This is a genomic window from Cryobacterium arcticum, assembly GCF_003185895.1.
In the GTDB taxonomy this organism is placed as follows: domain Bacteria; phylum Actinomycetota; class Actinomycetes; order Actinomycetales; family Microbacteriaceae; genus Cryobacterium; species Cryobacterium arcticum.
On the sequence record NZ_QHLY01000013.1, the window covers coordinates 107322 to 131377 of the forward strand.

Annotated in this window: 24 protein-coding genes; 19 read left to right on the top strand and 5 right to left on the bottom strand. The window is 68.2% G+C overall.

The features are described from left to right. Positions 1-196: 196 nt before the first annotated feature. Together CTB96_RS19915 and CTB96_RS19920 are read left to right on the top strand one after the other, a co-directional pair. Positions 197-1606 carry a M23 family metallopeptidase gene (locus CTB96_RS19915; RefSeq protein WP_110128722.1) on the top strand — a complete coding sequence of 470 codons (1410 nt, stop codon included), beginning with the start codon at positions 197-199 and terminating at the stop codon, positions 1604-1606. Further along, positions 1599-2999, top strand: a complete 1401-nt coding sequence (locus tag CTB96_RS19920; RefSeq protein ID WP_248283511.1) for a C40 family peptidase — start codon at positions 1599-1601, stop codon at positions 2997-2999. Before CTB96_RS19915 ends, CTB96_RS19920 begins: the two co-directional genes overlap by 8 nt. Before the next feature lie 87 nt (positions 3000-3086). Here the strand turns inward: CTB96_RS19920 and CTB96_RS19925 are convergent, their stop codons facing one another. Beyond that, positions 3087-3578 (bottom strand): inorganic diphosphatase, encoded by a 492-nt coding sequence (locus CTB96_RS19925; RefSeq protein ID WP_110128726.1) that lies wholly within the window; start codon positions 3576-3578, stop codon positions 3087-3089. Positions 3579-3624: 46 nt separating this feature from the next. Between CTB96_RS19925 and tilS the strand changes: the two genes are divergently transcribed. From tilS to cls, 16 genes are all read left to right on the top strand, one after another. Next, the gene (gene tilS / locus CTB96_RS19930) at positions 3625-4656 is read left to right on the top strand and encodes a tRNA lysidine(34) synthetase TilS (RefSeq protein WP_110128728.1); all 1032 of its coding nucleotides are present in this window, start codon (positions 3625-3627) and stop codon (positions 4654-4656) included. Then, positions 4643-5209, top strand: a complete 567-nt coding sequence (gene hpt, locus CTB96_RS19935; protein ID WP_110128729.1) for a hypoxanthine phosphoribosyltransferase — start codon at positions 4643-4645, stop codon at positions 5207-5209. Before tilS ends, hpt begins: the two co-directional genes overlap by 14 nt. 90 nt (positions 5210-5299) lie before the next feature. Further along, the gene (gene ftsH, locus CTB96_RS19940) at positions 5300-7312 is read left to right on the top strand and encodes an ATP-dependent zinc metalloprotease FtsH (RefSeq protein WP_110128731.1); all 2013 of its coding nucleotides are present in this window, start codon (positions 5300-5302) and stop codon (positions 7310-7312) included. A 9-nt stretch (positions 7313-7321) separates the two neighbouring features. Next, entirely contained in the window at positions 7322-7891 is a 570-nt protein-coding gene (gene folE, locus CTB96_RS19945; protein WP_110128733.1) for a GTP cyclohydrolase I FolE, read from the top strand. 13 nt (positions 7892-7904) lie between these two features. Then, on the top strand, positions 7905-8711 hold the full coding sequence (folP, locus tag CTB96_RS19950; protein ID WP_110128735.1) for a dihydropteroate synthase: 807 nt from the start codon (positions 7905-7907) through the stop codon (positions 8709-8711). Continuing rightward, positions 8708-9097, top strand: a complete 390-nt coding sequence (gene folB / locus CTB96_RS19955; RefSeq protein WP_110128737.1) for a dihydroneopterin aldolase — start codon at positions 8708-8710, stop codon at positions 9095-9097. Before folP ends, folB begins: the two co-directional genes overlap by 4 nt. Continuing rightward, positions 9094-9690 (top strand): 2-amino-4-hydroxy-6-hydroxymethyldihydropteridine diphosphokinase, encoded by a 597-nt coding sequence (gene folK / locus CTB96_RS19960; RefSeq protein ID WP_110128739.1) that lies wholly within the window; start codon positions 9094-9096, stop codon positions 9688-9690. The genes folB and folK overlap by 4 nt, the downstream gene beginning before the upstream one ends. Continuing rightward, a complete protein-coding gene (locus CTB96_RS19965) occupies positions 9687-10178 on the top strand; it encodes a DUF3180 domain-containing protein (protein ID WP_110128741.1) in 492 nt (163 codons plus the stop codon). Before folK ends, CTB96_RS19965 begins: the two co-directional genes overlap by 4 nt. After that, positions 10171-10764: a PH domain-containing protein gene (locus tag CTB96_RS19970; RefSeq protein ID WP_248283512.1), complete on the top strand. Its 594-nt coding sequence runs from the start codon at positions 10171-10173 to the stop codon at positions 10762-10764. Before CTB96_RS19965 ends, CTB96_RS19970 begins: the two co-directional genes overlap by 8 nt. Continuing rightward, positions 10761-12422: a PH domain-containing protein gene (locus CTB96_RS19975; protein ID WP_110128745.1), complete on the top strand. Its 1662-nt coding sequence runs from the start codon at positions 10761-10763 to the stop codon at positions 12420-12422. Before CTB96_RS19970 ends, CTB96_RS19975 begins: the two co-directional genes overlap by 4 nt. Continuing rightward, positions 12419-13192, top strand: coding sequence for a Rossmann-like and DUF2520 domain-containing protein (locus CTB96_RS19980; protein ID WP_110128747.1), 774 nt, complete (start codon positions 12419-12421; stop codon positions 13190-13192). Before CTB96_RS19975 ends, CTB96_RS19980 begins: the two co-directional genes overlap by 4 nt. 2 nt (positions 13193-13194) lie before the next feature. Then, positions 13195-14070 (top strand): pantoate--beta-alanine ligase, encoded by an 876-nt coding sequence (gene panC, locus CTB96_RS19985; RefSeq protein ID WP_427846512.1) that lies wholly within the window; start codon positions 13195-13197, stop codon positions 14068-14070. A gap of 57 nt (positions 14071-14127) precedes the next feature. After that, on the top strand, positions 14128-15672 hold the full coding sequence (lysS, locus tag CTB96_RS19990) for a lysine--tRNA ligase (RefSeq protein ID WP_110128750.1): 1545 nt from the start codon (positions 14128-14130) through the stop codon (positions 15670-15672). Between the two features lie 5 nt (positions 15673-15677). Further along, on the top strand, positions 15678-15827 hold the full coding sequence (locus CTB96_RS20665) for a hypothetical protein (RefSeq protein WP_181397378.1): 150 nt from the start codon (positions 15678-15680) through the stop codon (positions 15825-15827). A 112-nt stretch (positions 15828-15939) separates the two neighbouring features. Then, the gene (locus CTB96_RS20670) at positions 15940-16116 is read left to right on the top strand and encodes a hypothetical protein (RefSeq protein ID WP_181397379.1); all 177 of its coding nucleotides are present in this window, start codon (positions 15940-15942) and stop codon (positions 16114-16116) included. A 3-nt stretch (positions 16117-16119) separates the two neighbouring features. Continuing rightward, positions 16120-17583: a cardiolipin synthase gene (cls, locus tag CTB96_RS19995; protein ID WP_427846513.1), complete on the top strand. Its 1464-nt coding sequence runs from the start codon at positions 16120-16122 to the stop codon at positions 17581-17583. On the opposite strand, the gene CTB96_RS20000 is transcribed toward cls, so the two are convergent. The 4 genes from CTB96_RS20000 to CTB96_RS20015 all read right to left on the bottom strand — a co-directional run bounded on the left by CTB96_RS20000 (position 17584) and on the right by CTB96_RS20015 (position 21104). Beyond that, positions 17584-18591 carry a pirin family protein gene (locus CTB96_RS20000; protein ID WP_110128752.1) on the bottom strand — a complete coding sequence of 336 codons (1008 nt, stop codon included), beginning with the start codon at positions 18589-18591 and terminating at the stop codon, positions 17584-17586. 9 nt (positions 18592-18600) lie between these two features. Next, positions 18601-20100, bottom strand: a complete 1500-nt coding sequence (locus tag CTB96_RS20005) for a hypothetical protein (RefSeq protein WP_110128754.1) — start codon at positions 20098-20100, stop codon at positions 18601-18603. Positions 20101-20229: 129 nt separating this feature from the next. Continuing rightward, positions 20230-20460 (bottom strand): helix-turn-helix domain-containing protein, encoded by a 231-nt coding sequence (locus CTB96_RS20010; protein ID WP_110128756.1) that lies wholly within the window; start codon positions 20458-20460, stop codon positions 20230-20232. Next, complete coding sequence (locus CTB96_RS20015) at positions 20460-21104, bottom strand: hypothetical protein (protein WP_146215872.1); 645 nt, start codon at positions 21102-21104, stop codon at positions 20460-20462. The genes CTB96_RS20010 and CTB96_RS20015 overlap by 1 nt, the downstream gene beginning before the upstream one ends. A gap of 307 nt (positions 21105-21411) precedes the next feature. Between CTB96_RS20015 and CTB96_RS20020 the strand changes: the two genes are divergently transcribed. After that, entirely contained in the window at positions 21412-23937 is a 2526-nt protein-coding gene (locus tag CTB96_RS20020; RefSeq protein ID WP_110128760.1) for an ATP-dependent Clp protease ATP-binding subunit, read from the top strand. Positions 23938-24056 lie beyond the last annotated feature (119 nt).

The window sequence follows — 24056 nt, forward strand, 5'->3', positions numbered from 1 at the left end:
TTCCGGGCCGAAATCCATTCTCGGCCGAGCGGCCTTTCGGCGTGTCGCATCTCACCGCGCCCACGAATGGTCGGCGTTTTTCGCCGTGCCCGGGTTAGGTTTTTTAGCGCCACCCAAGCCACACATTCGGATTTGTTATTGTGACGAGAGTTACCACAGTGACGAATGTGACTGACGCAAGCCCGATCGGGGAGTTATGAAGAGCACGGCAACCGTGATCAGCCGCGGCCTGCGCGCTGGCCTGCACCGGATGCGGCCTTCGCGTCAACGCACCCCCGACAGCACGTCGACAGTCCGCTCGAAGGTGATGGGCGTGACCGGCTTCGCCGCCGCGATCACCCTCGCAGTCACGCTGGCGAGCCCGATCAGCCCGGCGATGGCCATCGACTACCCCAGTTGGGAAGACCTCCAGGCTGCGAAGTCCAACACCGCGGCCGCGGCCGACCAGGTCACCCAGATCCAGAACGCCATCGCCGGTCTGCAAACCGAGGTCGAGCGCACCCAGTCCGAAGCTGAGGCCCGCGGCACCGAGCTGCAGGTGGCACAGGAGAAGTTCGACGACGCCAGCCGGCGGGCCACCGACCTGCAGACCCAGGCCGACACCAGCAAGACCGAGGCGGACGCGGCCACTCGCCAGGCCGGCCAGCTCGCCGCCCAGCTCTACCGCACCGGCGGCACCGACCTCAGTGTCAACCTCTTCATCGACGGTCAGGCCAGCGGCGAGGGTGCCGACGAATTACTGTCCAAGCTCGGCAGCATGAGCAAGCTCGTCGAACGCAGCACCGACGTCTACGACCAGGCCCAGACGGCCAACAACACCGCCCAGTCGCTCGGCGACCAGGCCGCCATCGCCAAGACGGAGCGCGAAACCCTGCGGGTGGCTGCGGAAGCCGCGCTGGCCGCGGCACAGGAAGCGGCCGAAGCCGCCGCGGCCGCGCTGGCCGAGTCCGAAGCGCAGAGTGTGGTTCTCGAGGCCCAGCTGCAGTTCATGCAGGATGCGGAGGCAACCACGGCGGCCGCGTACCAGGCAGGCGTTGTCGAGCGGGCGCGGCTGGCCGAGGTCGAGCGCCAGCGGGTCGCCGCAGAGCGAGCCGCGGCAGCAGCTGCGTCGGCATCGAACCAGTCTTCCGGAGGCGGAGCGACCGGCACCGCCGGCGCCGGCCTCAGCGGCGGGTCGATCGGCGGCCAGGGCTGGGCAGTGCCTGCCGGCGGGCGCATCACCGACGGTTACGGCGCACGGTCCGTGCTCTGCGGCAGCGGCGGATGCAGTGGCGGGTTCCACTACGGCACCGATATCGGCACCGGCTGCAGCGCACCCATCTACGCGGCCGCCACCGGCACGGTGACCTACGCCGGCCGTTACGGCACCTACGGCAACTTCATCCTGATCAGCCACGGCAACGGTGTTGAGACGGGTTACGCGCACATCCGTGACGGCGGCATCTTCGTCTCCGTCGGCCAGCGCGTGGATGTGGGCCAGAACATCGCCAGCTCCGGTACCACCGGCGCCTCCACCGGCTGCCACCTGCACTTCGAGGTGCGCACCGGCGGAAACCGCATCAACGCCGTACCGTTCATGTCCGACAGAGGAGCTCCCCTTGGCTAACAGCACACCAACGCGCCGTTCACGGCGTACCTCGGCCGCACTGTTGTCTGCCGCGATGATCGGCTCCGCCGCGGCAGGGGCCGGCGTTGCTGTTCCCGCCTTCGCCGACGAGGATTTCCCCAGCTGGGACGAGGTCGCCAAGGCCAAGGAGAGCGAAGCCACCAAGGCCAAGGAAATCGAGAACCTGACCGGGCTGCTCGACAGCCTGCAGGAATCCTCCGCCGCCGCTTCGCGCTCCTCGCAGATGTCGGCAGAGGCGTACCGGATCGCCCAGGACGACCTCGACGCCGCCACGGCACGGGAAGAAAGCCTCGACAAGCAGTCCGCCGTCGCGCAGAAGGCCGCGGAAACCTCCAAGCTGCGCGCCGGCCTGATCGCGGCGCACCTGGCCAAGACCGGCGCGCAGGACCTCTCCCTGAACCTGTTCCTCAACGGCAACACCGCCGACGACCTGCTCAGCCAGCTCGGCACCGCCAGCAAGCTCAGCGAACAGTCGGAGACCATCTACCGTCAGGCCGTTCAAGACAAGAACACCGCGGAATCGCTGATCGCACAGGCTGCCTCTGCCACCGCAGAACGCAAGCGGCTGAGCGCGGAATCCAAGGACAAGTACGACACGGCCAGCGCCGCGGCCCTGAGCGCCCAAGCCGCACTTGATGTCGAGTTGAAGAAGTCCGCTGAACTCTACGAGCAGCTCGCCCTGCTCAAGGACACCACCGCAGAGGTGGAACGCGAGTACCAGACCGGCCTCGACGCTGCCGCGGCCGCTGCCGCGTTCGCCGCGGCACAGGCCGCCGCCGCTGAAGCCGTGAAGAACAACCCGCCGGCGGACTCGGCCCCCGCTGCCCCTGCCGCCCCCGCAGCTCCGGCGCCCGCCGCCCCGGCTGCGCCGGCGGCCCCCGCAGCTCCAGCCGCCCCCGCCACCGATTCGGGCAGTACACCGGCCTCGGGTGGCTCCACCCCGGTCGTCGTGACGCCGCCCCCGGCAGCAGATCCCGCCCCGGCAGCGCCCAATGCCTCCGCGGTAGACACCGCCCTCTCTTTCGCCCGTGCCCAGCTGGGCGACGCCTACGGACTCGGCGGCTCAGGGCCGGATATCTGGGACTGCTCCGGCCTGACCAAGGCGGCGTATGCCGCGGCCGGAATCTACATTGGAACGCACTCGGCGACCAACCAGTACAACACCATGGCCGGCCAGGGCCAGCTGGTCTCGTTCTCCCAGGTGCAGGTGGGCGACCTGGTCTTCTGGGGTTCCCCCGGCAACTACTACCACGTGGCGATCTACGTCGGCGGCGGCCAGATTCTCGAGGCCGCCGACTACGGTAAGCCGGTACGGGTGCACAGCATCTGGTCGCCCGGCGAGGTCGCGCCCTACGTGGGCCGGCCCTCGTAGTTCGCCCCCGCCTGAGCATCAGCACCAACGAAGAAAGCCGCCTCCCGTCGGGGGAAGCGGCTTTCTTCAGTTCACGAGGTCAGTGGATCAGTGACCTTCGTCGACGAGCTTCTTCAGACCGTCACGCACGATCTGGTCGGCCTCAGCGGCGTCGCCCCAGCCCTCGGTCTTGACCCACTTGTTCGGCTCGAGGTCCTTGTAGTGCTCGAAGAAGTGCTCGATCTCCTTGCGGGTGTACTCCGGGATGTCGGTGACGTCCTGGATGTGGTCCCACCGCGGGTCGCCCGCCGGAACGGCGATGACCTTGGCGTCTGAGCCGCCGTCGTCGGTCATGTTGAACACGCCGACGGGGCGCACGGACACGCCGACGCCGGGGAAGAGCGGGAAGTCGAGCAGCACGAGCACGTCGACGGGGTCGCCGTCGAGCCCGAGGGTGTTCTCGAAGAAGCCGTAGTCGGTGGGGTACACGAAGCTCGTGTACAGCACCCGGTCGAGGTAGACCCGACCGGTTTCGTGGTCCACCTCATACTTGTTGCGGCTACCGCGTGGGATTTCAATGACTGCGTCGTATTCGGCCATGGCCTGATATCTCCCTTATGTCGAAGTCTGCGGATAACGTTACTGGATGGAGTCCACCCGCCGCCCGCGACTGTCGCCGGCCATCGCCGACCTTCGCCGTGCCGTGCGGGGGCTGCTGCCCGATCACGGCCTGGTGCTCGTGGCCCTGAGCGGCGGTGCGGATTCGCTGGCGCTGGCGGCCGCGACGGCGTTCGAGGCGCCGCGGGCCGGACTCACCGCCGGGGCAGTGATCGTCGACCACGGCCTGCAGGCGGGGTCGGCCGGCGTCGCCCGCACCGCAGCCGACCAGGCCGTGGCCCTGGGCCTGCACCCGGTGCTGATCGAGACCGTGCGGGTGACGGATGCCGAGGGCGACGGCCCAGAGGCCGCCGCCCGCACCGCGCGCTACCGCGCCCTCGACGACGCCGCGGCCGCCACCGGAGCCGCGGCGATCCTGCTCGGCCACACCCTCGACGACCAGGCCGAGACCGTGCTGCTGGGCCTGGCCCGCGGCTCCGGCGCGACGAGCCTGCAGGGCATGAACAGCACCTCGGGGCTCTATCGGCGGCCGCTGCTGGGCATCCGCCGCGCCCAAACCCGGCAGGCCTGCCTGGACGCCGGCCTCACCGCCTGGTCGGATCCGCAGAACTTCGACCCCGGCTACGCCAGGGTGCGCGCCCGTGAACGGGTGCTACCGGTGCTGGAACGGGAGCTCGGCCCCGGCATCGCGCAGGCACTCGCCCGCACCGCAGACACCCTGCGCGAAGACGCCGAGGTTCTCGACGCGATCGTGCTCGGCCTCGTCGACGGGATGCGGGTTCCGGCCGAATCCGGTGCCGCACTGTCGGCAGCCGCCCTGGCCGCGAATCCGGCGGCGGTGCTGCACCGGATCATCCGGCTGGTCGCGGCCGAGGAGTTCGGAGTGTCGCTCGAACGCAGCCATACCGTCGCGATTGCGCGGCTCGTGATCGACTGGCACGGACAGAATGCGCTGGACCTGCCAGGCGTTAGAGTGGAACGGCAGGGGGGAACGCTCATTTTCTCAGCTCCTCGACCCACCCACAGCAAAGGACTCTTCCTCTCCCATGGAACCTCGTGACATTGACGGCGACCTCACTGAAATCCTGATCGAGGAAGCCGAGATCCGCTCTCGCCTGGCGGAGATGTCACGCCAGATCGAAGCCGACTACGCCGGCAAGGACCTCCTGCTGGTGGGCGTGCTCAAGGGCGCGGTCATGGTGATGGCCGACCTGGCCCGTGAACTCGTGCACCCGGTCACCATGGACTGGATGGCCGTCTCCTCATACGGCTCCGGCACGCAGTCCAGCGGCGTCGTGCGCATCCTCAAGGACCTCGACACCGACTTGCACGGGCGCCACGTGCTCATCGTCGAGGACATCATCGACTCCGGCCTCACCCTCTCCTGGCTGATGGCGAACCTCAAGTCCCGTGGTCCGGCGTCGCTGGAGATCTGCGCGCTGCTGCGCAAGCCCGACGCTGCCCGCGTCGAGATCGACGTGAAATACCTCGGCTTCGACATTCCGAACCAGTTCGTGGTCGGCTACGGTCTCGACTACGCCGAGAAGTACCGCAACCTGCGTTCGGTCGGCGTGCTGGCTCCGCACGTGTACTCCGGCGAGAACAACGCCTGACACCCCGTTCCATCCGTTCGACAACCCCAGTTCATCTTTGGGCGAACACTCGGTGTTCCCCCAGTACGAGAGCGGTAGCCTGTCACCACCATGAACGTCAAGAAACTTCTGCGCGGGCCACTCCTCTGGATTCTCCTTGCGGTAATCGCTGTCTGGATCGGCTCCAGCCTGCTCACAATGTCGGGCTTCCGCGAGATCTCCACCCAGCAGGGGTTGGATTTCCTGAAGGACGGCAAGGTCTCTGAGGCCAAGATCGTCGACGGCGAACAGCGGGTCGACCTCACCCTCACCAAGGCGGACTCGACCTACGGCGAGCAGGTGCAGTTCTATTACGTCGCTCCCCGCGGTGAAGAGGTCGTCAACGCGGTGACGAGCGCGGACCCGAAGGATGGCTTCACCGACGAGGTGCCGCAGTCCAGCTGGTTCCTGTCGCTGCTCGGCATCCTGCTGCCCGTGCTCTTGATCGGTGCGTTCTTCTGGCTGATGCTCTCCGGCATGCAGGGCGGCGGCAACAAGGTCATGCAGTTCGGTAAGTCCAAGGCGAAGCTGGTTTCCAAGGAGACCCCGCAGGTGAGCTTCAGCGACGTCGCCGGCGCCGACGAGGCCATCGAGGAGCTGCAGGAGATCAAGGACTTCCTCAAGGAGCCCGCCAAGTTCCAGGCCGTCGGTGCTCGCATCCCGAAGGGCGTGCTGCTGTACGGCCCTCCCGGAACCGGTAAGACCCTCCTGGCCCGCGCCGTCGCCGGCGAGGCCGGCGTGCCGTTCTACTCCATTTCCGGTTCTGACTTCGTCGAGATGTTCGTCGGAGTCGGCGCCAGCCGCGTGCGCGACCTGTTCCAGCAGGCCAAGGAGAACTCCCCGGCCATCATCTTCGTCGACGAGATCGACGCCGTCGGCCGTCACCGCGGCGCCGGCATGGGTGGCGGGCACGACGAGCGCGAGCAGACCCTCAACCAGCTCCTGGTGGAGATGGACGGCTTCGACGTCAAGACCAACGTGATCCTGATCGCGGCCACCAACCGGCCCGATATCCTCGACCCCGCGCTGTTGCGCCCGGGCCGGTTCGACCGGCAGATCGGCGTTGACGCGCCCGACATGCTCGGCCGCAAGCGCATCCTGGAGGTGCACTCCAAGGGAAAGCCGATGGCCGCCGGCGTCGACCTCGAAGTGCTCGCCCGCAAGACTCCGGGCTTCACCGGTGCCGACCTGGCCAACGTGCTCAACGAGGCCGCCCTGCTCACCGCACGCTCCAACGCCCAGCTGATCGACAACCGCGCCCTCGATGAGGCTGTCGACCGGGTCATGGCCGGCCCGCAGCGCCGCACCCGGGTGATGCGCGACCAGGAGAAGCTCATCACCGCCTACCACGAGGGCGGCCACGCCCTGGTGGCCACGGCCATGCGCAACACCGACCCGGTCACCAAGATCACCATCCTGCCCCGCGGCCGCGCCCTCGGCTACACGATGGTGATGCCGCTCGAGGACCGTTACTCGGTCTCGCGCAACGAACTGCTCGACCAGCTGGCCTATGCTATGGGCGGCCGGGTTGCGGAAGAGATCATCTTCCACGACCCCACCACCGGTGCGTCCAACGACATCGAGAAGGCCACCGCGACGGCTCGCAAGATGGTCACCGAGTTCGGCATGTCGTCAGACGTCGGTCCGCTCAAGCTCGGCTCGGCCTCGGGCGAGATGATGTTCGGCCGCGACATGGGCCACCAGCGGGACTACTCCGAGCGGCTTGCCGAGCGCGTGGACACCGAGGTGCGCCAGCTGCTGGAGAACGCCCATGACGAGGCGTACTCCGTGATCACCGCCAACCGCGCGATCCTGGACGACCTGGCTGCGAAACTGCTCGAACACGAGACCCTCGACCAGACCGCTCTGGTCGAGATCTTCGCGAACGTCGAGAAGCTGCCGCCACGCCCACAGTGGCTCTCTAGCGACAAGCGGCCCGTCTCCGATCTGCCGCCGATCGCCATGCCGGCCCCCAAGGCTCCGATCGACGGCGGAGCCGTGGATGGTGGAGTCACCAGCGGCGGAGCGACCGAGGACAAGCCCAAGCGCGCGCCCGCACGCAACCCGCGCCCCGCAACCGCGTAAGCGGTTCTTGTGGCAGTCGACCAGCCTCGCATCGAAGCCGCCGTCGCCGAGATCCTCGCCGCCATCGGCGAGGATCCGGCCCGGCCCGGTCTGGGCTCGACCCCGCAACGGGTCGCTGCGGCGTATGCCGAGTTCTTCGCCGGCCTCGCCCAGGACCCGCTCGACCACCTGCGCGACCCCGTGCCGGTCGGAGACCGGACCGGTGAACTCGTGCTGCTGCGCGACATCGAGTTCCGTTCCGTCTGCGAACACCACCTGCTGCCCTTCCTCGGCACCGCCCACCTGGCGTACCTGCCCGGCGACCACGTGGTCGGGCTCGGCAAGCTCGCCGCCGTGGTCGAGACCCTCGCCGCCAGGCCGCAGCTGCAGGAACGCCTCACCGAGGAGATCGCCGACGCGCTGCAAACCGGCCTCGCGCCGCGCGGCGTGCTGGTGGTGCTCGACGCCAGCCACGGCTGCGTCACCACCAGGGGACCGCGCCAGGTGCACAGCTCCACCGTCACCATGGCTAGCCGCGGCGAACTGGCCCTGCCCGTCGCCCGCTCCGAGATCATCGCCCTGATCGGCGGTTCCAAGTGACCGGCGGCCGCGAGTGACCCTGGTCATGGGCGTGCTCAACGTGACGCCGGACTCGTTCAGCGATGGCGGACGCTGGGCCAGCACCGACACCGCGGTGCGGCACGCCATCGATCTCTGTGCCGAGGGCGCCGACCTCATCGACGTCGGCGGTGAATCCACCCGGCCGGGAGCCGAGCGAGTGAGCCCGGCGGCCGAACAAGACCGGGTGTTGCCCGTGCTCGAGGAGCTGCAGAAGCTCGGCATCCGCACCAGCATCGACACCCTCAACGCCGAGACCGCCAGCCTGTCCGCCGCGGCCGGCGCCGACATCATCAACGACGTCTCCGGCGGCCTGGCCGACCCCGACATGGCCGCCGTCGTGGCGCGTACCGGACTCACCTACATCGCCATGCACTGGCGCGGCCACGCGCAGGCCATGGATGCGCTGGCGACCTACGACGACGTTGTGGCCACCGTCGTGGCCGAGCTGACCGAGCGGGTCACGGCGCTCGTGGGCGCCGGGGTGCGGCGCGAGCGGATCGTGCTCGACCCGGGCCTCGGTTTCAGCAAGGATGCCGAGCAGAACTGGCGGGTCTTCGCCCGGCTCGACGCTTTCACGCCCCTCGAACTGCGGGTTATGGTCGGCGTCTCCCGCAAACGATTCCTGGCCGGAGTCCTACCGGATTCCGCGAGCATCATCGACCGCGACCTGCCCACGGCGGTGCTCAGTGTGCTCGCCGCCCAGGCCGGGGTCTGGGCCGTTCGCGTGCACGACGTGGCCGGCACCCGAACCGCCCTGAACGTGCTGGACCGGGTCGATTCGGCCAGAATAGGGTCATGAGCAGCGATTCGATCACCCTCACCGGCCTGCGGATCACCGCACACCACGGCGTTTTCGACTTCGAACGAGAGAACGGCCAGGAGTTCGTCATCGATGTGACGGTCTGGCTCGATTTCCGGGCCGCGGCATCCGGCGACGACCTGGCCAGCACCATCCACTACGGCCAGCTCGCGGTCGAGGTGGCCGATGCCGTGCGGCGCGACCCGGTGGACCTGATCGAGACCCTGGCGGAACGCATCGCCGACGTGGTGCTCGCGCACGAGGCCGCCGAACGGGTGCGGGTGACGGTGCACAAGCCGCAGGCGCCGATCGAGATTCCATTCGCGGACGTCTCAGTGCAGATTGAGCGCTCACAGAGCGCACGAACCGAGGGGAGCAGATCATGACCGGATCAGGAACGACGCCCGCGGGCGCGGTCACGGCCGTGATCGCGCTAGGCAGCAACCTCGGTGACCGGGAGGGAACCCTCGCGGCAGCCGTACGGGAACTCGCCGAACTCCCCGGTGTGCAGCTCACCGCGATCTCTCCGGTCTACGCCTCTGATGCCGTCAAGCCCGACGGAGTCGACCTGGACGCACCCGGCTACCTCAACCTCGTGGTCAGTGTGCTCTGGGCGGGTGACCCACACGCCCTGCTCGACGCGGTGCACGGCATCGAGAACGCGCACAGCCGGGTACGCGAGGAACGTTGGGGAGACCGCACGCTGGACATCGACCTGATCCTGGTCGATGACCTGCAGATCGACGACGAGACCCTCACCCTGCCGCACCCCAGGGCCGCCGAACGTGACTTCGTGCTCGCGCCCTGGTTCGACATCGATCCGGATGCCGAGATCCCCGGTCGCGGCCGGGTGCGGGAACTCCTGGCCGTGGCCGACCGCACCGCCAAGGCGCACCCGGTGACAGCGAGCACGGATCCGGCGCACACCGATGTCGCCCCGAAGGCCGGCCCATCCGTTGCGGACGGAAACCAGCCATGAAGCGCACCACTCCCACCCCGCTGATCGCGCTGGGCCTGGTCGGCCTCGTCGTCGGCTTCCTGATGGAGCTGGCCTCGACCGCCTGGAGCGCGCCGATCTTCGTGCCGCCGATCACCCTGCCGCTGGCGTTGGTCCTGATCGCGATCATCCTCGTCGCCCTGGCATGGCCCATCCGGCAGGCCACCAGGGGCCGTGCCAGCCGCCGGGTGGACCCGTTCCGGGCGATGCGGATCGCGTTGCTGGCCAAGGCCTCCAGCCTGAGCGGCGCCGTGCTGCTCGGCGTGGGCCTGGGCATCATCGCCTTCATCCTCACCCGGTCGGTGGTACCGGCGGTAACATCGTTGTGGCTCGCAATCGGGATGGCGTTCGGCGCCGTGATCCTCTTGGCGGGTGGTCTTGTCGCGGAGCACTTCTGCACGCTGCCGCCGGATGACGACCACGACCATAACAACGGGGGACCGAACAATGGCGGAGCAATCAGTGCCTGACAATCTCGGCAACGACGCCGCAGCACCGCTCGTCCCCGACCCGGAGCACGGCTACGGCCCCGCTGCCACGGCCGACCCCGTCACCGACGTTCCGCCGGTCGGCGCCCGGCTCGACCTGCCGGAAGCCGGCGAATGGAAGCGCGTCTCACCCAAGTACGTCATGGTCGAAATCGTCGGTACCGTCGTGTTCCTGGTCATCGTGTGCGCCGCCGCCGGCGCCCTCTGGCTGCTGCTGGACCAGACCTGGGCGGCGTGGGTGGGCGCGGCCATCGCCCTGGTCACTCTGATCTCGCTGGCGTTCGAGCCGCGACGGGTGCGCTCGATCGGCTACCAGCTGCGCGCGGACGACCTGCTCTTCCGCCGAGGCATCATGTACCAGCGGTTCGTGTCCGTGCCCTACGGCCGCATGCAACTCGTTGACATCACCCGCGGCCCGGTCGCGCGGGTGCTCGGCCTCGCCGACCTCAAATTCGTCACCGCCGCCGCCTCATCGGGCGTCGCCATTCCCGGGCTCGCCGAAGCCGACGCGGATGCCCTCCGCGACCGTCTCGTCGAACTTGCCGAGAGCCGGCGGGCCGGGTTGTGACCTCCCTCGCCGACGGGGACTGGCACCGCCTGCACCCCGCGAGCCCGCTGCTGCGCGGCGGTATCTTCGTCTTCGCCCTCCTCGGCTTCGTCATCGCCAACCTGCGCGAGCGCTTCGTCGACCTGGTCTTCGGCATCCCCCGCGAATCCGGTGACCCGCTCGACGCGATCTACGAGGGCGGAGCAGTGGGCTGGGCCCTGCTCATCGTCGCGGGCGTCCTGCTCGTCATCATCGTCGCCTTCAGCCTGTCCTGGCGGATGCATACCTTCCGGGTCACCGATGAATCCGTCGAGGTGCGCAGCGGCATCCTCTTCCGCAGCCACCGACAGGCCAGGCTCGACCGCATCCAGGGCGTCAACATCGTGCGCCCGCTCATTCCCCGGTTGTTCGGCGCAGCCAAGCTCGAAGTGAGCGTGGCCGGTCAGGACGCCAACGTGCAGCTCGCCTATCTTGGATCCGCTCTGGCCGACGGCTTGCGCCGGGACATCCTGCGGCTGGCGTCCGGCGCGAGGCAACCCCGCGCCGCGGTGCCGGGCCCCATCGACCCCGGTCAGCTCCTGCCCGCCCCCGAGACCGACCCTCCCGGCGTCGGCCAGCCCGGCGACCTCGTCGCACCGGCCGGGAACCGCCGCCACGCGCTCAACGATTACGCCAGTGCCAGGGTGGGCGAATTCCTCGCTCCCGAACTCGACCCTGACGCTGCCCCGCCGGAGTCCGTCGTGCGCATCCCGGTGCTGCGGCTGATCGGTTCGATAGTCTTCAGCGGCTTCACCGTGTTCGTCCTGGTCGGCATCGGTGCCATCATCACCAGCGTCATCGTCGGCGGCAGCGAATGGCTGCTGATCGCGATCTTCCCCGGCCTGATCGCCAGCGTCGGCTACTACGTCTCCCGATTCACCAAATCGCTCCGGTACAGCATCGCCGGCACCCCGGACGGCGTGCGCGTGGGCTTCGGCCTGCTGACCACGAGCAACGAAACCCTGCCGCCCGGCCGCATCCACGCCATCGGTGTGACCCAGCCGTTGGCCTGGCGGCCGTTCGGGTGGTGGCAGATCAGCATCAACAAGGCCGGCCACTCCACCAACGACGGCGCGGCGGGCCAAGCGGCCACGACAGTGTTGCCGGTCGGGTCCCTCACCGACGTGGGCAAGGTGCTCGAGCTGATCCTGCCCGGTTTCGCCATCGACGAGCAACGGGCCCTGGTCATCCGCGGCCTCACCTCCCGGGGCGGAAACGACGGCTTCGCCAACGCACCCCGTCGCGCCGCGTGGCTGCGCCCGTTCTCCTGGCGCCGCACCGGCTACACCGTGACAGCGGGTGCCGCGCTGCTGCGCCGCGGGGTGCTCTCCCGCGAACTCGTGCTGGTGCCGCTGGCGCGGCTGCAGAGCGTCGGCATCGACCAGGGACCCGTCCGCCGCCGGCTGCGGCTCGCCTCCGCCCGGCTGCACACCGTGACCGGACCGGTCAGCGCCTCCCTCGGCGTGATCGACGTCGACGAGGCCGTGCGCATGTTCGAAGCGATCTCCGCCGGGGCTGTCGCCTCGGCCGACTCGGACACCAGCCACCACTGGAGCCTCGTACCCGCCGTGACGGCGACTGTCGCACCGGCTCCCGGCAGCACGGCTGCTCCGGCCGCGGCCACCGAGGTGACCTCATGAGCCAGCGCCCCGGCCGGCTCGGCATCGGCGTGATCGGTGCCGGCCATGTCGGCCCCATCCTCGCCGCCGCCCTCGCCGGCGCCGGCCATGCCCTGGTCGGCATCTCCGCGATCTCCCAGGCCAGCCGCGACCGGGCAGAGGCGATCCTGCCCCTGGTACCCGTGCTCACGGTGCCGGAGGTCGTCGAACGCAGCGAACTGGTGATCATCGCGGTGCCGGACGACCAGCTCGACAGCCTGGTGACCGGGCTTGCCGCCACCCACACCTGGCAGCCCGGCCAGCTCGTGCTGCATACGTCCGCCCGCTACGGCACCAACGTGCTGCTGCCGGCCCAGCGAGCCGGTGCCATTCCTCTGGCCATCCATCCGGCCATGTCGTTCACCGGCACGAGCCTGGACATCGTGCGCCTGGCCGACAGTTACTTCGCCGTGACGGCCCCCGCGCCCGTGCTGCCGATCGCCCAAGCGTTGGTGGTGGAGATGGGGGGAGAGCCCGTGATCGTGGCCGAGGGCGACCGCGAGGTTTACGCTGAAGCCATCGAGACCGCCACCCTGTTCTCCAGTTCGATCGTGGACCAGGCGACCCGGCTGCTCAGCGAGATCGGGATCGGCGCGCCGGGAGCCGTGATCGCGCCGCTGGTGCGCTCGGCGATTGAGAACGCCCTCACCCGCACCGGTGCGCCGCATCCGCTCGACGACCTCGGTGGGCTTGACGCCATCGACACCGACCAGCCCTACCCGCCCCACCCGTTTGACCCGGAGGACCAGTGACCGTGCTCACCAAGCCAGAAGTGATCGATACGATCGACGAGCTGCGCAGCCGGCTCTGCCTGAAGCGGCAGAACATCGCGTCGACCGGCGCCGAGGCCCGCGTCGTACTCGTTCCCACCATGGGCGCCCTGCACGACGGCCACCGCGCCCTCGTACGCCGCGCCGTCGCCCTCGGAGAGATCGTGGTGGTCTCGATCTTCGTCAACCCGCTGCAGTTCGGGGTGAACGAAGACCTCGACACCTACCCGCGCACCCTCGACGCCGACGTTACGGCGCTGGCCGAAGAAGGCGCCACGTTTGTCTTCGCACCCACCGCCCGGGAGATGTACCCGGACGGCGCGTCCTCCACCCGGGTCACGGCCGGCGCCATCGGCGGGCTTTACGAGGGTGCCGCCCGGCCCGGACACTTCGACGGCATGCTCACCGTGGTGAACAAGCTGTTCAACATCGTAGAACCCGACCTGGCCGTGTTCGGTCAGAAGGACGCCCAGCAGGTCTTCTTGGTCGAGCGGATGATCGCCGACCTCAACCTGCGGGTGAGCCTGGAAGTCGTGCCGACGGTGCGGGAGACCAGCGGCCTGGCCCTGTCCAGCCGTAACCACAACCTCGACGAACCCGCCCGGGCCGCGGCCAGGTCGCTTTCAGCTGGTCTCGCCGCCGCCGCATCCGCCGCCCTGAAGGGCGTGCCCGCCGCGATCGTGGCCGCCCATGCGGTGATCGGCGCCCAGACACTGGTTAAACTGGACTATCTCGTTGTCGTGCACCCGCACACCTACCTGCCGGTCGCCGACGACTACCGTGGCCCGGCGAGGATGCTGGTCGCTGCGGTGGTGGGCAGTACCCGGCTCATCGACAACATTTCCCTGGACATTCCCTAACCGATTCACCTTCGAGGCGCGGCCATGGCCCGCGCACGCCCACAGACGGAGACCCGCATGAGCACCACCCCTGAGCCCGTACCCGGCGCCGACGAGCAGGCCGCACAGGCCGCCGCAGAGCAAGCCGAGATGACCGAGCAGAAGGCCGTGCGCCTGGCCAAGCGGGACCGCCTGAACGCCGCGGCCCGTGACGCCGGCGGCGGCGCCTACCCGGTGTCGGTGCCCGTCACCACCAGCATTCCCGCGGTCCGTGCCGAATACGGCGAGCTCGAAGCGGATGCCGCCACGGGCGTCACCGTGGGCCTGGCCGGCCGGATCGTGCACCTGCGCAACACCGGCAAGCTGTGCTTCGCCAGCCTGCAGGCCGGCGACGGCAGCCGCATCCAGGCCATGGTGTCCCTCGCCGCCGTCGGCGAGGACTCGCTGGCCAGCTGGAAGGACCTCGTCGACCTCGGCGACCACGTCTTCGTCTCCGGTGAGGTCATCTCCTCTCGCCGCGGCGAACTGTCGATCATGGTGGCGGAGTGGCAGGTCGCCGCGAAGGCGCTGCTGCCGCTGCCCAACCTGCACTCCGAGCTCAGCGAGGAGACAAGGGTGCGCAGCCGCTACCTCGACCTCATCGCCCGCGAGCAGGCCCGCCGTACCGTCGTGCAGCGCTCGCAGACCGTCGCGAGCCTGCGCGCCACCTTCACCGCCCGCGGGTTCCTCGAGATCGAGACCCCGATGCTGCAGACCATGCACGGCGGCGCATCCGCCCGCCCGTTCACCACCCACAGCAACGCGTTCGACACCGAGCTCTACCTGCGCATCGCGCCGGAATTGTTCCTCAAGCGCGCCGTCGTCGGCGGCATCGACCGGGTCTACGAGATCAACCGCAACTTCCGCAACGAGGGCGCGGACTCCACCCACTCGCCCGAATTCGCGATGCTCGAGGCCTACGAGGCGTACGGCGACTACACCTCCATCGCCGCGCTCACCCAAACCCTCATCCAGGATGCCGCCACGGCCATCACTGGCGGCTCCCACGTGGTGACCTGGGCCGACGGCACCGAGTACGACCTCGGCGGCGAGTGGGACCGGATCAGCATGTACGACAGCCTGTCGGCTGCCGCGGGCCGCACCATCGCCCCCGCCACCCCGCTGGCCGAGCTGCAAGAACTCGCCGCGGCCGAGGGCGTCGAGGTCGAGCACCCGATCCACGGCAAGTACGTCGAAGAGCTCTGGGAGCACTTCGTGAAGGGCGATCTGGTGCGCCCCACCTTCGTGCTCGACTTCCCGGTGGACACGAGCCCCCTCGTGCGCGGTCACCGCTCCATCGACGGTGTCGTGGAGAAGTGGGACCTCTACATCCGTGGTTTCGAACTGGCCACCGGCTACTCCGAGCTCGTCGACCCGGTGGTGCAGCGGGAACGGTTCGTGGAGCAGGCACGGCTCGCCGCCGGCGGTGACCCGGAAGCCATGCGCCTGGACGAGGAATTCCTCCGCGCCCTGGAATACGGCATGCCGCCCACCGGTGGCATGGGAATGGGCATCGACCGCCTACTGATGGCCCTCACCGGCCTCGGCATCCGCGAGACCATCCTGTTCCCGTTGGTAAAGTAACTCGCATGATGACATTTCTGCCCAAGGACGAGCTGAAGCCCGACGACGACGGCAAGAAGGGCCCGTCGACCAACCGGATCATCATCTGGGTCGTCGTCGGCGCCGTCGGCCTGTACCTGCTCGGCAGCGGTATCTACGGCATCCTCGTCAAATAACCCCGTCCACCCTCGCGAACTGTGACATAAGCACGCAAATCTCGGGATTCCTGGGGCTTAAGTCACGGCTCGCGGATGGGGGCGCGGGTGGATCGCGTAGGCTGGATGGACTATGGATGACTTCTGGGCCAACGCACTGTTCTCGCTCGCGCCCACGGTTCTGGTCGGCGTGATCTTCTGGATCATCATGCGCGCCATCATCCGTGCAGACCGCACCGAACGAAACGCCTATGCGCGCGTTGAAGCGGAAGAACGGGCCAAGCTCGGCCTCGACAAACCGGCCGGCTAACCCGTGTTCGGTATCGACCTGTCCACCATCCTCCTCGTGGTGGGTTTCATTGTTGACTTCGCCATCCGGGTGATCGCCATCATCGTGGTGCCGCGCAACCGCCGACCCACCTCCGGCATGGCCTGGTTGCTGGCGATCTTCCTGATTCCGTACTTCGGCTTCCTGCTCTTCCTGCTGATCGGCTACCGCACCCTGCCCAAGCGCCGGGTGGAGATGCAGGCCGAGATCAACCAGTTCATCCTGGACAGCACCGCCGGCATGGAACGGGTGCAACGCGACCACCCTTGGCCGGCCTGGCTGGAATCCGTCGTAGAACTCAACCGCAACCTCGGGTCGATGCCGCTGGTCGGCGACAACCGGGCGCGCCTGCACGGTCACTACGAGGAGACCTTCGCGGCGATGGTCACCGACATCGACAAGGCGAAGAAGTACGTGCACGTCGAGTTCTACATCCTCTCCCTCGACCCCACCACCACACCGTTCTTCGACGCGCTGGAGAACGCGGTCAAGCGCGGCGTGACGGTGCGGGTGCTGATGGACCACGTCCAGTCGATGCGCAAGCCCGGCTTCAAACAGACCAAGAAACGGCTGACCGACTCCGGGGTGTTCTGGGAGCTGATGCTGCCGGTACAGCCCTTCAAGGGCAAGTGGCAGCGCCCCGACCTGCGCAATCACCGCAAGCTGTTGATCGTGGACGGCCGAATCGGCTTCATGGGCTCGCAGAACGTGATCGATCGCACCTACAACATGAAGAGCAACATCCGCCGGGGCCTGAAATGGAAAGACCTCATGGTTCGGCTAGAGGGCCCCATCGTGTCGGGCCTGAACGCCATCTTCATCACCGACTGGTACAGCGAGACCAACGAGCTGCTCACCCGCGACATCGAACCGGTGCATCCGGAGGACGTCTCAGACTCCATCGACTGCCAGGTGGTGCCCAGCGGTCCCGGTTTCGAGGGCGAGAACAACCTCCGCCTGTTCCTCGCGCTGCTCTACTACGCGCAGGAACGCATCGTGATCACGAGCCCCTACTTCGTGCCGGACGAGTCGATCATGTACGCCGTCACCACGGCCGTTCAGCGTGGCCTGCACGTGGAACTCTTCGTCTCCGAGATCGGCGACCAGGCCCTCGTCTACCACGCTCAGCGCTCCTACTATGAGGAGCTGCTGCGGGCCGGCGTGAAGATCTATATGTACAAGGCGCCGTACGTTTTGCACGCCAAGCACTTCACCATCGACGACGACGTGGCCGTGATCGGCTCGAGCAACATGGACATGCGCTCGTTCAGCCTCAACTTCGAGGTGTCGCTGATGGTGCGCGGCGCGTCGTTCGTGCGGGCCCTGCGCGAAGTGGAGGACGGCTACCGTGCCGACAGCCGCGAACTCACCCTCGACGAGTGGATGAAGCAGCCGCTGCGGTCGACGATCCTGGACAACCTGGCCCGGCTCACCAGCGCCGTGCAGTAGTCAGCGCCGCGGCTTGAGCCGCACGTTCGGCAACGCCGGCGCCGGCAGGGCAGCACCGTGGTACGCCACCTGGCCGAACCGGCCCGAAGCATCCGCGCCCTCGATCACCTCGGCCTGCCACTGAGCGCGGAAGGCCGCGACCTCGTCGTGGTCACGGCCGATGAAGTTCCACCACATCACGATCTGCTCGCCGAGCGGCTCCCCGCCCAGCAGCACCACCCGGGCCGGGCCCTCCCCGGTGTTCTCCACCCGGATGCTCGTGCTGCCGGTGGCGAGGAAGCCCAGCTCGTTGCGTTGTATCGCGGTTCCGGCGAAGCGTACGGTGCCGGTGTCGACGAGTACACCGTGCTCGAAGCCGGGGTCCACCTCGAGGTCGATCGAGCTGCCGGCGGGCAGGTCGAGTTGGGCGCCCACCAGGGGAGTGTCACCGGTGGCCGCGGCGACCTGCCCGGCCAGCGAGCCCAGGAACACATGCAGGGTCACACCGTTTCGCACGACGGGGTCGATCACGTGGTTCTCGAAATGCGGCGCCTGGTGCCGGGTGAGGTCGGGCAGTGCGATCCAGAGCTGTACGCCGTGCAGTGTGGTGGTGCTGGGGGTGGACACCTCCGAATGGCTGATCCCGGCTCCGGCAGTCATCAGGTTGAGCTCGCCCGGGCGCACGAGGGCCAGGCTGCCGACGCTGTCACGGTGTTCCACCTCGCCGGCGAACAACCAGCTGGCGGTCTGCAGCCCGGTGTGCGGGTGTGGCGGCACAACCATGCCGCCCGTGGCCGCCACGTCATCCGGGCCGTAGTGGTCGACGAAGCACCAGGCGCCGATCAGCGACCGTTCCCGCTGCGGCAGGGTGCGCCGCACGCCCATGGCGCGGGGTCCGCCCAGCGGCACGTCCCGCGGCTGCAACAGCATCACGCCGGGAGCGTCCAGGCTCAGAATCGTGCCGGGCGCCTCCGGGGAGGCGGTGCCGTCGCAGACGATTTCGGCAGGGTCGCGCTCGAGATTGCTCACCCCCTGAGCTTAATCCGCGAGCTCCCTGGCGGGTATCGGTTCGAGGGGTTCGGTCGGCCCGGTTTGGCCGCGCAGGCTGTCGGGGTCGCTGGGCAGCGGCAGGGTGGCGTTCTGCGCGGTGTCGCCGGCCGGCGCCGGCGGGCCACCAGGCCCACCGGGCGGCGGTACGGCTGGCCCGGCTGGCGGGCGGATCTCGGCCGGCGGGCGCTGCAGCAACTCCACCAGCAGCACGGCGACGAGGGCAAGGATGGCGGTCCAGATGATCACGGCCGGTGGGAGGGGGCGCCAGAAGATGGCGACTGCTGCGGCGCCGAGGCCGATCAACACGTGCGCGATGCGGCGGTAGTGGTAGAGGAACGCTCCGAATCGGCCGGTGCTGACCCCCGCGTTCTCCGCGGCCAGGCGCAGCCGGCTGGAGAGGCTGATGGTGCCCCGGCGCACGATCGTCGACCCGTGGAACGGTCCGGCCAGGTAGGCCACGACGGCCACGGTGAAGCCGACCAGGCCAACCGACAGGGCGGTGGTGTTCATGAACGGCACCACGGCGTCGTAGGCCGCCTGGGCGACGTCGGAGGGCAGATAGACCGGCGACACCGAACTGACGAAGAGAATGCGCCCCACGGCGATGCCCGCCGAGAGCAGTGCCATGGCCGCCGCCAGCGCGAGGCCGGCCCAGATCATGGTGCGTGATCGCCGCCTTGCCACGAGCACCCCGAGGACGATCAGGCCCAGGCTCACCAGGGGCAGCACGAATCCGAGCACATTCAGCAGTTGGTAGCCGGTGCGTGCCTGCACGAGCGCGTCCGACTGGGCGATCACGATGGTGCGGTTGACGTCGGGGATGTTCTGGGCCAGGCCGAAGCCTCGGTTGACCAGCTCCTTCTTCACTTCGGCGATGATCGGGCCGAGTTGGATGCCCAGCTCGCCGGTGTCGCTGATCGCGAGGGCCGAGGAGGTGTCGCCTTCCAGCGCCGCGATCACCTGCATCTGACTGGTTCGCAGAGCCTGCTCCCAGGGCTGGGCGAAGGCATCCGAACTGACCAGCCGCGTCGCGGTCGACCGGATCAGGCCCTGGATGCCCTGCACGGCCGGTGCCTGCAGCAGCCCGAGCGCATTCTTGGCCGCGGGAGGGAGATCGAGGCTCGCCAGCCCGTCGAAGAGGTCGCTGGTGATCTGGTCGAGGTCGACGTTGTCGTTCACCACCGCGACGATCTCGTCAACCAGGTAGGCCTGCACGGCCGGGTCCTCGGCGAGCGGGGCGAGCGAGGCGACAAACCTGTCGGTGTCGTTGACGTACCCCTTGGTCCAGTAAGCGACCACGCTCACCGGGGCCAGGAGCACCCCGACCGCGATCAACAGCGCGGCGAAGAAGGCCCGCCACCGGTTGGCGGCACGGTGCTCGGCCGCGGGGCCGACCTGTGCGCGCAGCTTCGCGTTCTCGGCGGAGAGCCGGGCTATCTCGTCTGCCGGATCGGGAGAGACGCGTACGGGATTCGAGGAGCCGTCCATGGTGCCGCCGCCTTTCGCCTGCGGGTTCTGGTTCGCAATCGTGGGGCCGAATGGTGACAGTATTTGCGCTCAGCGGCACCCTGGCAAGGGCAGGCCTGATCGACGACGGCAGCCGGCCGGGGCGCTTGCTCAGGCGGCGCGCACGAGCAGGTCGCCGACCTCGCAGTCCAGGGCGGCGCAGATGGCGGCGAGGGTGGAATAGCGGATGGCCTTGGCCCGGTCGTTCTTGAGCACCGACAGGTTGACCACGCTCACGCCGACGAGTTCGCTCAGCCGGGTGAGGGTGAGCCCACGTTCGGCGAGAAGCTCATCGAGCCGGCAGTGGATGCCGGTGTCCTCGTCTGCTTCCGGAGGCGCCATTAGATGAGCCCGTCGGTGTCGCGCTGCAGGCGTTGCCCGAGTGAAATCGCCCCGGCCGCGACCAGGAGCACCAGGCCGGTGCCGGCCGGCGCCAGGTCCACCAGGGTGGCCATCGGCCAGAATCCGTCGATCGGGTCGCCGTTCAGCTCACCGGCCGCGATCATGCGGCCGATGCCGCCGAAGCCCTGGCCGAGGATGGTGCCGATGATCAGCGCGTAGCCCACCAGGGCCACGAGCCAGAACACCGGCCGGGTGAACGGGCGGCGGCGCAGCACGGTCCAGCAGAAGTAGACCACGGTTGCCGAGACCAGCAGGGTGGTGGCCAGGGCTGTCGATCCTTCCAGGGTGAGCAGGAACCTGGGCAGCGTGCTCAAGCCGGCGATGGTCACGTCGGCGGAGTCGAAGGTGCCGCTGGTGAGCCTGGCCGTGCCGGCGGATGCGCTGGCGGGCAGCGGCGCATCCGCGAGCAGGGTGACCGCGAACCTGTCAGTGATCAGCTGGCCGATCACGGTGACGGTGCCGATCACGGCGGCCAGCAGCCCCCAGGCCACCGCGCCGATCAGCACGGTCCAGGTGAAGAGCCGGGACAACTGGCGCTCGAGCCGGGCGGCGCGCTCGGCCTTCTCCGAAGGTGAAGTGGTCATCATGGGATCATCGCCTAACGATTATCGATATGTGGACGATTTCGACCATATCGATTCTCGATGGGTTAGGCAAGAACTTTCGCGAGTTGCCCTGCTGCGGACCAGTTGCCCCGGCCGGCCGGGGCAACTCGTCCGGATGAGGGCAGGTGGCGGCGGCACCGGCGGGAGCTGGCCGTGAACCGGGAATATGACGCCGCGCGAGAGCATCCGTCACGCCCACGGCGAACAGAGGCACCGATCGGGGCTCGTGCTGGTTACTCTCTTTGTATCGGTGCCATAACCGCCCTGGCGCCAAGGGAGTGTCAATATGTTTGAGAGATTTACCGACCGAGCTCGTCGTGTCGTCGTCCTGGCCCAGGAAGAGGCCAAGATGCTCAACCACAACTACATCGGGACCGAGCACATTCTGCTCGGGCTCATCCATGAGGGTGAAGGCGTGGCCGCCAAGGCCCTGGAAAGCCTCGGCATCTCGCTTGATGCCGTGCGCGAACAGGTGCAGGACATCATCGGCCAGGGTCAGCAGCAGCCCACGGGTCACATCCCGTTCACGCCGCGCGCCAAGAAGGTCCTCGAGCTGAGCCTGCGGGAAGCCTTGCAGCTCGGCCACAACTACATCGGAACCGAGCACATCCTGCTCGGGCTCATCCGCGAGGGCGAGGGCGTGGCCGCCCAGGTGCTGGTCAAGCTCGGCGCCGACCTCAACCGGGTGCGCCAGCAGGTCATCCAGCTCCTTTCCGGCTACCAGGGAAAGGAGCAGGTGCAGGTGGGCGCGAACGAGACCGCAGCCGGACCCGCGGGCAGCCAGATTCTTGACCAGTTCGGGCGCAACCTCACGCAGGCGGCGCGCGACAACAAACTCGACCCGGTCATCGGGCGCGAGAAGGAGATCGAGCGGGTCATGCAGATCCTCTCCCGCCGCTCCAAGAACAACCCCGTGCTGATCGGTGAACCCGGCGTCGGCAAGACCGCCGTCGTCGAGGGCCTCGCCCAGGCGATCGTCAAGGGCGATGTGCCGGAGACGCTGAAGGACAAGCAGCTCTACTCGCTTGACCTCGGTTCCCTCATCGCCGGCAGCCGCTACCGCGGTGACTTCGAGGAACGCCTGAAAAAGGTCACCAAGGAGATCCGCACCCGCGGCGACATCATCGTGTTCATCGACGAGATCCACACCCTCGTCGGAGCCGGTGCCGCCGAGGGCGCCATCGACGCGGCCTCGATCCTCAAGCCGCTGCTCGCCCGGGGTGAACTGCAGACCATCGGTGCGACCACGCTCGACGAGTACCGCAAGCACTTCGAGAAGGATGCCGCGCTCGAGCGCCGCTTCCAGCCCATCCAGGTGAACGAGCCGTCGCTGCCGCACACGATCAACATCCTCAAGGGTCTGCGCGACCGCTACGAGGCGCACCACAAGGTCTCCATCACCGATGGCGCCCTCGTGGCCGCGGCCAACCTCGCCGACCGCTACGTCTCCGACCGGTTCCTGCCCGACAAGGCCATCGACCTGATCGACGAGGCCGGCGCACGCCTGCGCCTCTCGATCCTCTCGAGCCCGCCGGAGCTGCGCGAATTCGACGAGAAGATCGCCGTGGTTCGTGCCGCCAAGGAGACCGCGATCGAGGACCAGGACTTCGAGAAGGCAGCGGGCCTCCGCGACGAGGAGAAGAACCTCCTCGGCGAGCGTCTGCGCCTGGAGAAGAAGTGGAAGTCCGGCGACGTCAAGACCACCGCGGTGGTCGACGAGGGCCTGATCGCCGAGGTCCTGGCCCAGGCCACCGGCATCCCCGTCTTCAAGCTCACCGAGGAAGAGTCCTCGCGGCTCGTCTTCATGGAGAAGGCACTGCACCAGCGCGTCATCGGTCAGGAAGAGGCCATCTCGGCGCTCGCCAAGACCATCCGTCGCACCCGTGCGGGCCTGAAGGACCCGAAGCGTCCGAGCGGTTCGTTCATCTTCGCCGGCCCCACCGGTGTCGGTAAGACCGAGCTGGCCAAGGCGCTCGCGGAGTTCCTCTTCGACGACGAGGCCGCCATGATCTCGCTCGACATGAGTGAGTACGGCGAGAAGCACACCGTCTCCCGCCTGTTCGGTGCTCCTCCCGGGTTCGTCGGCTTCGAAGAGGGCGGTCAGCTCACCGAGAAGGTGCGCCGCAAGCCGTTCTCCGTGGTGCTGTTCGACGAGATCGAGAAGGCTCACCCCGACATCTTCAACTCGCTCCTCCAGATTCTGGAAGAGGGCCGGTTGACGGATGGCCAGGGTCGCGTGATCGACTTCAAGAACACCGTCATCATCATGACCACCAACCTCGGCACCAGGGACATCAGCGGCTCGCCCGTCGGTTTCCAGCTCGAGGGCGACACGGCCACCAGCTACGACCGGATGCGCGGAAAGGTGAACGAGGAGCTGAAGAAGCACTTCAAGCCCGAGTTCCTCAACCGCGTCGACGAGATCATCGTCTTCCCGCAGCTGTCCAAGCCCGAACTGCTGCAGATCGTGGACCTGTTCATCAAGCGCCTGGGCGACCGGCTGCTCGACCGCGACATGACCATCGACATCACCCTCGCGGTGAAGGAGCACCTCATCGAGGTCGGCTTCGACCCCGCCCTGGGCGCCCGGCCGTTGCGCCGCGCGATCCAGCGTGAGGTGGAAGACCGTCTGAGCGAGAAGATCCTGCACGGCGAGCTGAACGCGGGAGACCACGTGCACGTGGACTTCATCGACGGGGAGTACGTGTTCACCACGACGAACCGCAACGAGGCCGTCTCGGTAGGCATCAACGCCGCCGCCGCGGTGGGAACCGGACCGGGCACGCCCGACCTGGCCATCACCAGCGACTAAGCACGACAATACGAACGAAGGCCCGGCGGATTCCGCCGGGCCTTCGCTCGTTGCACTGCCGTCCTGCCGTCGTACCGGCCGCGCTCATTGCCGCCCGTAGACTGGACATCTTGTAAATC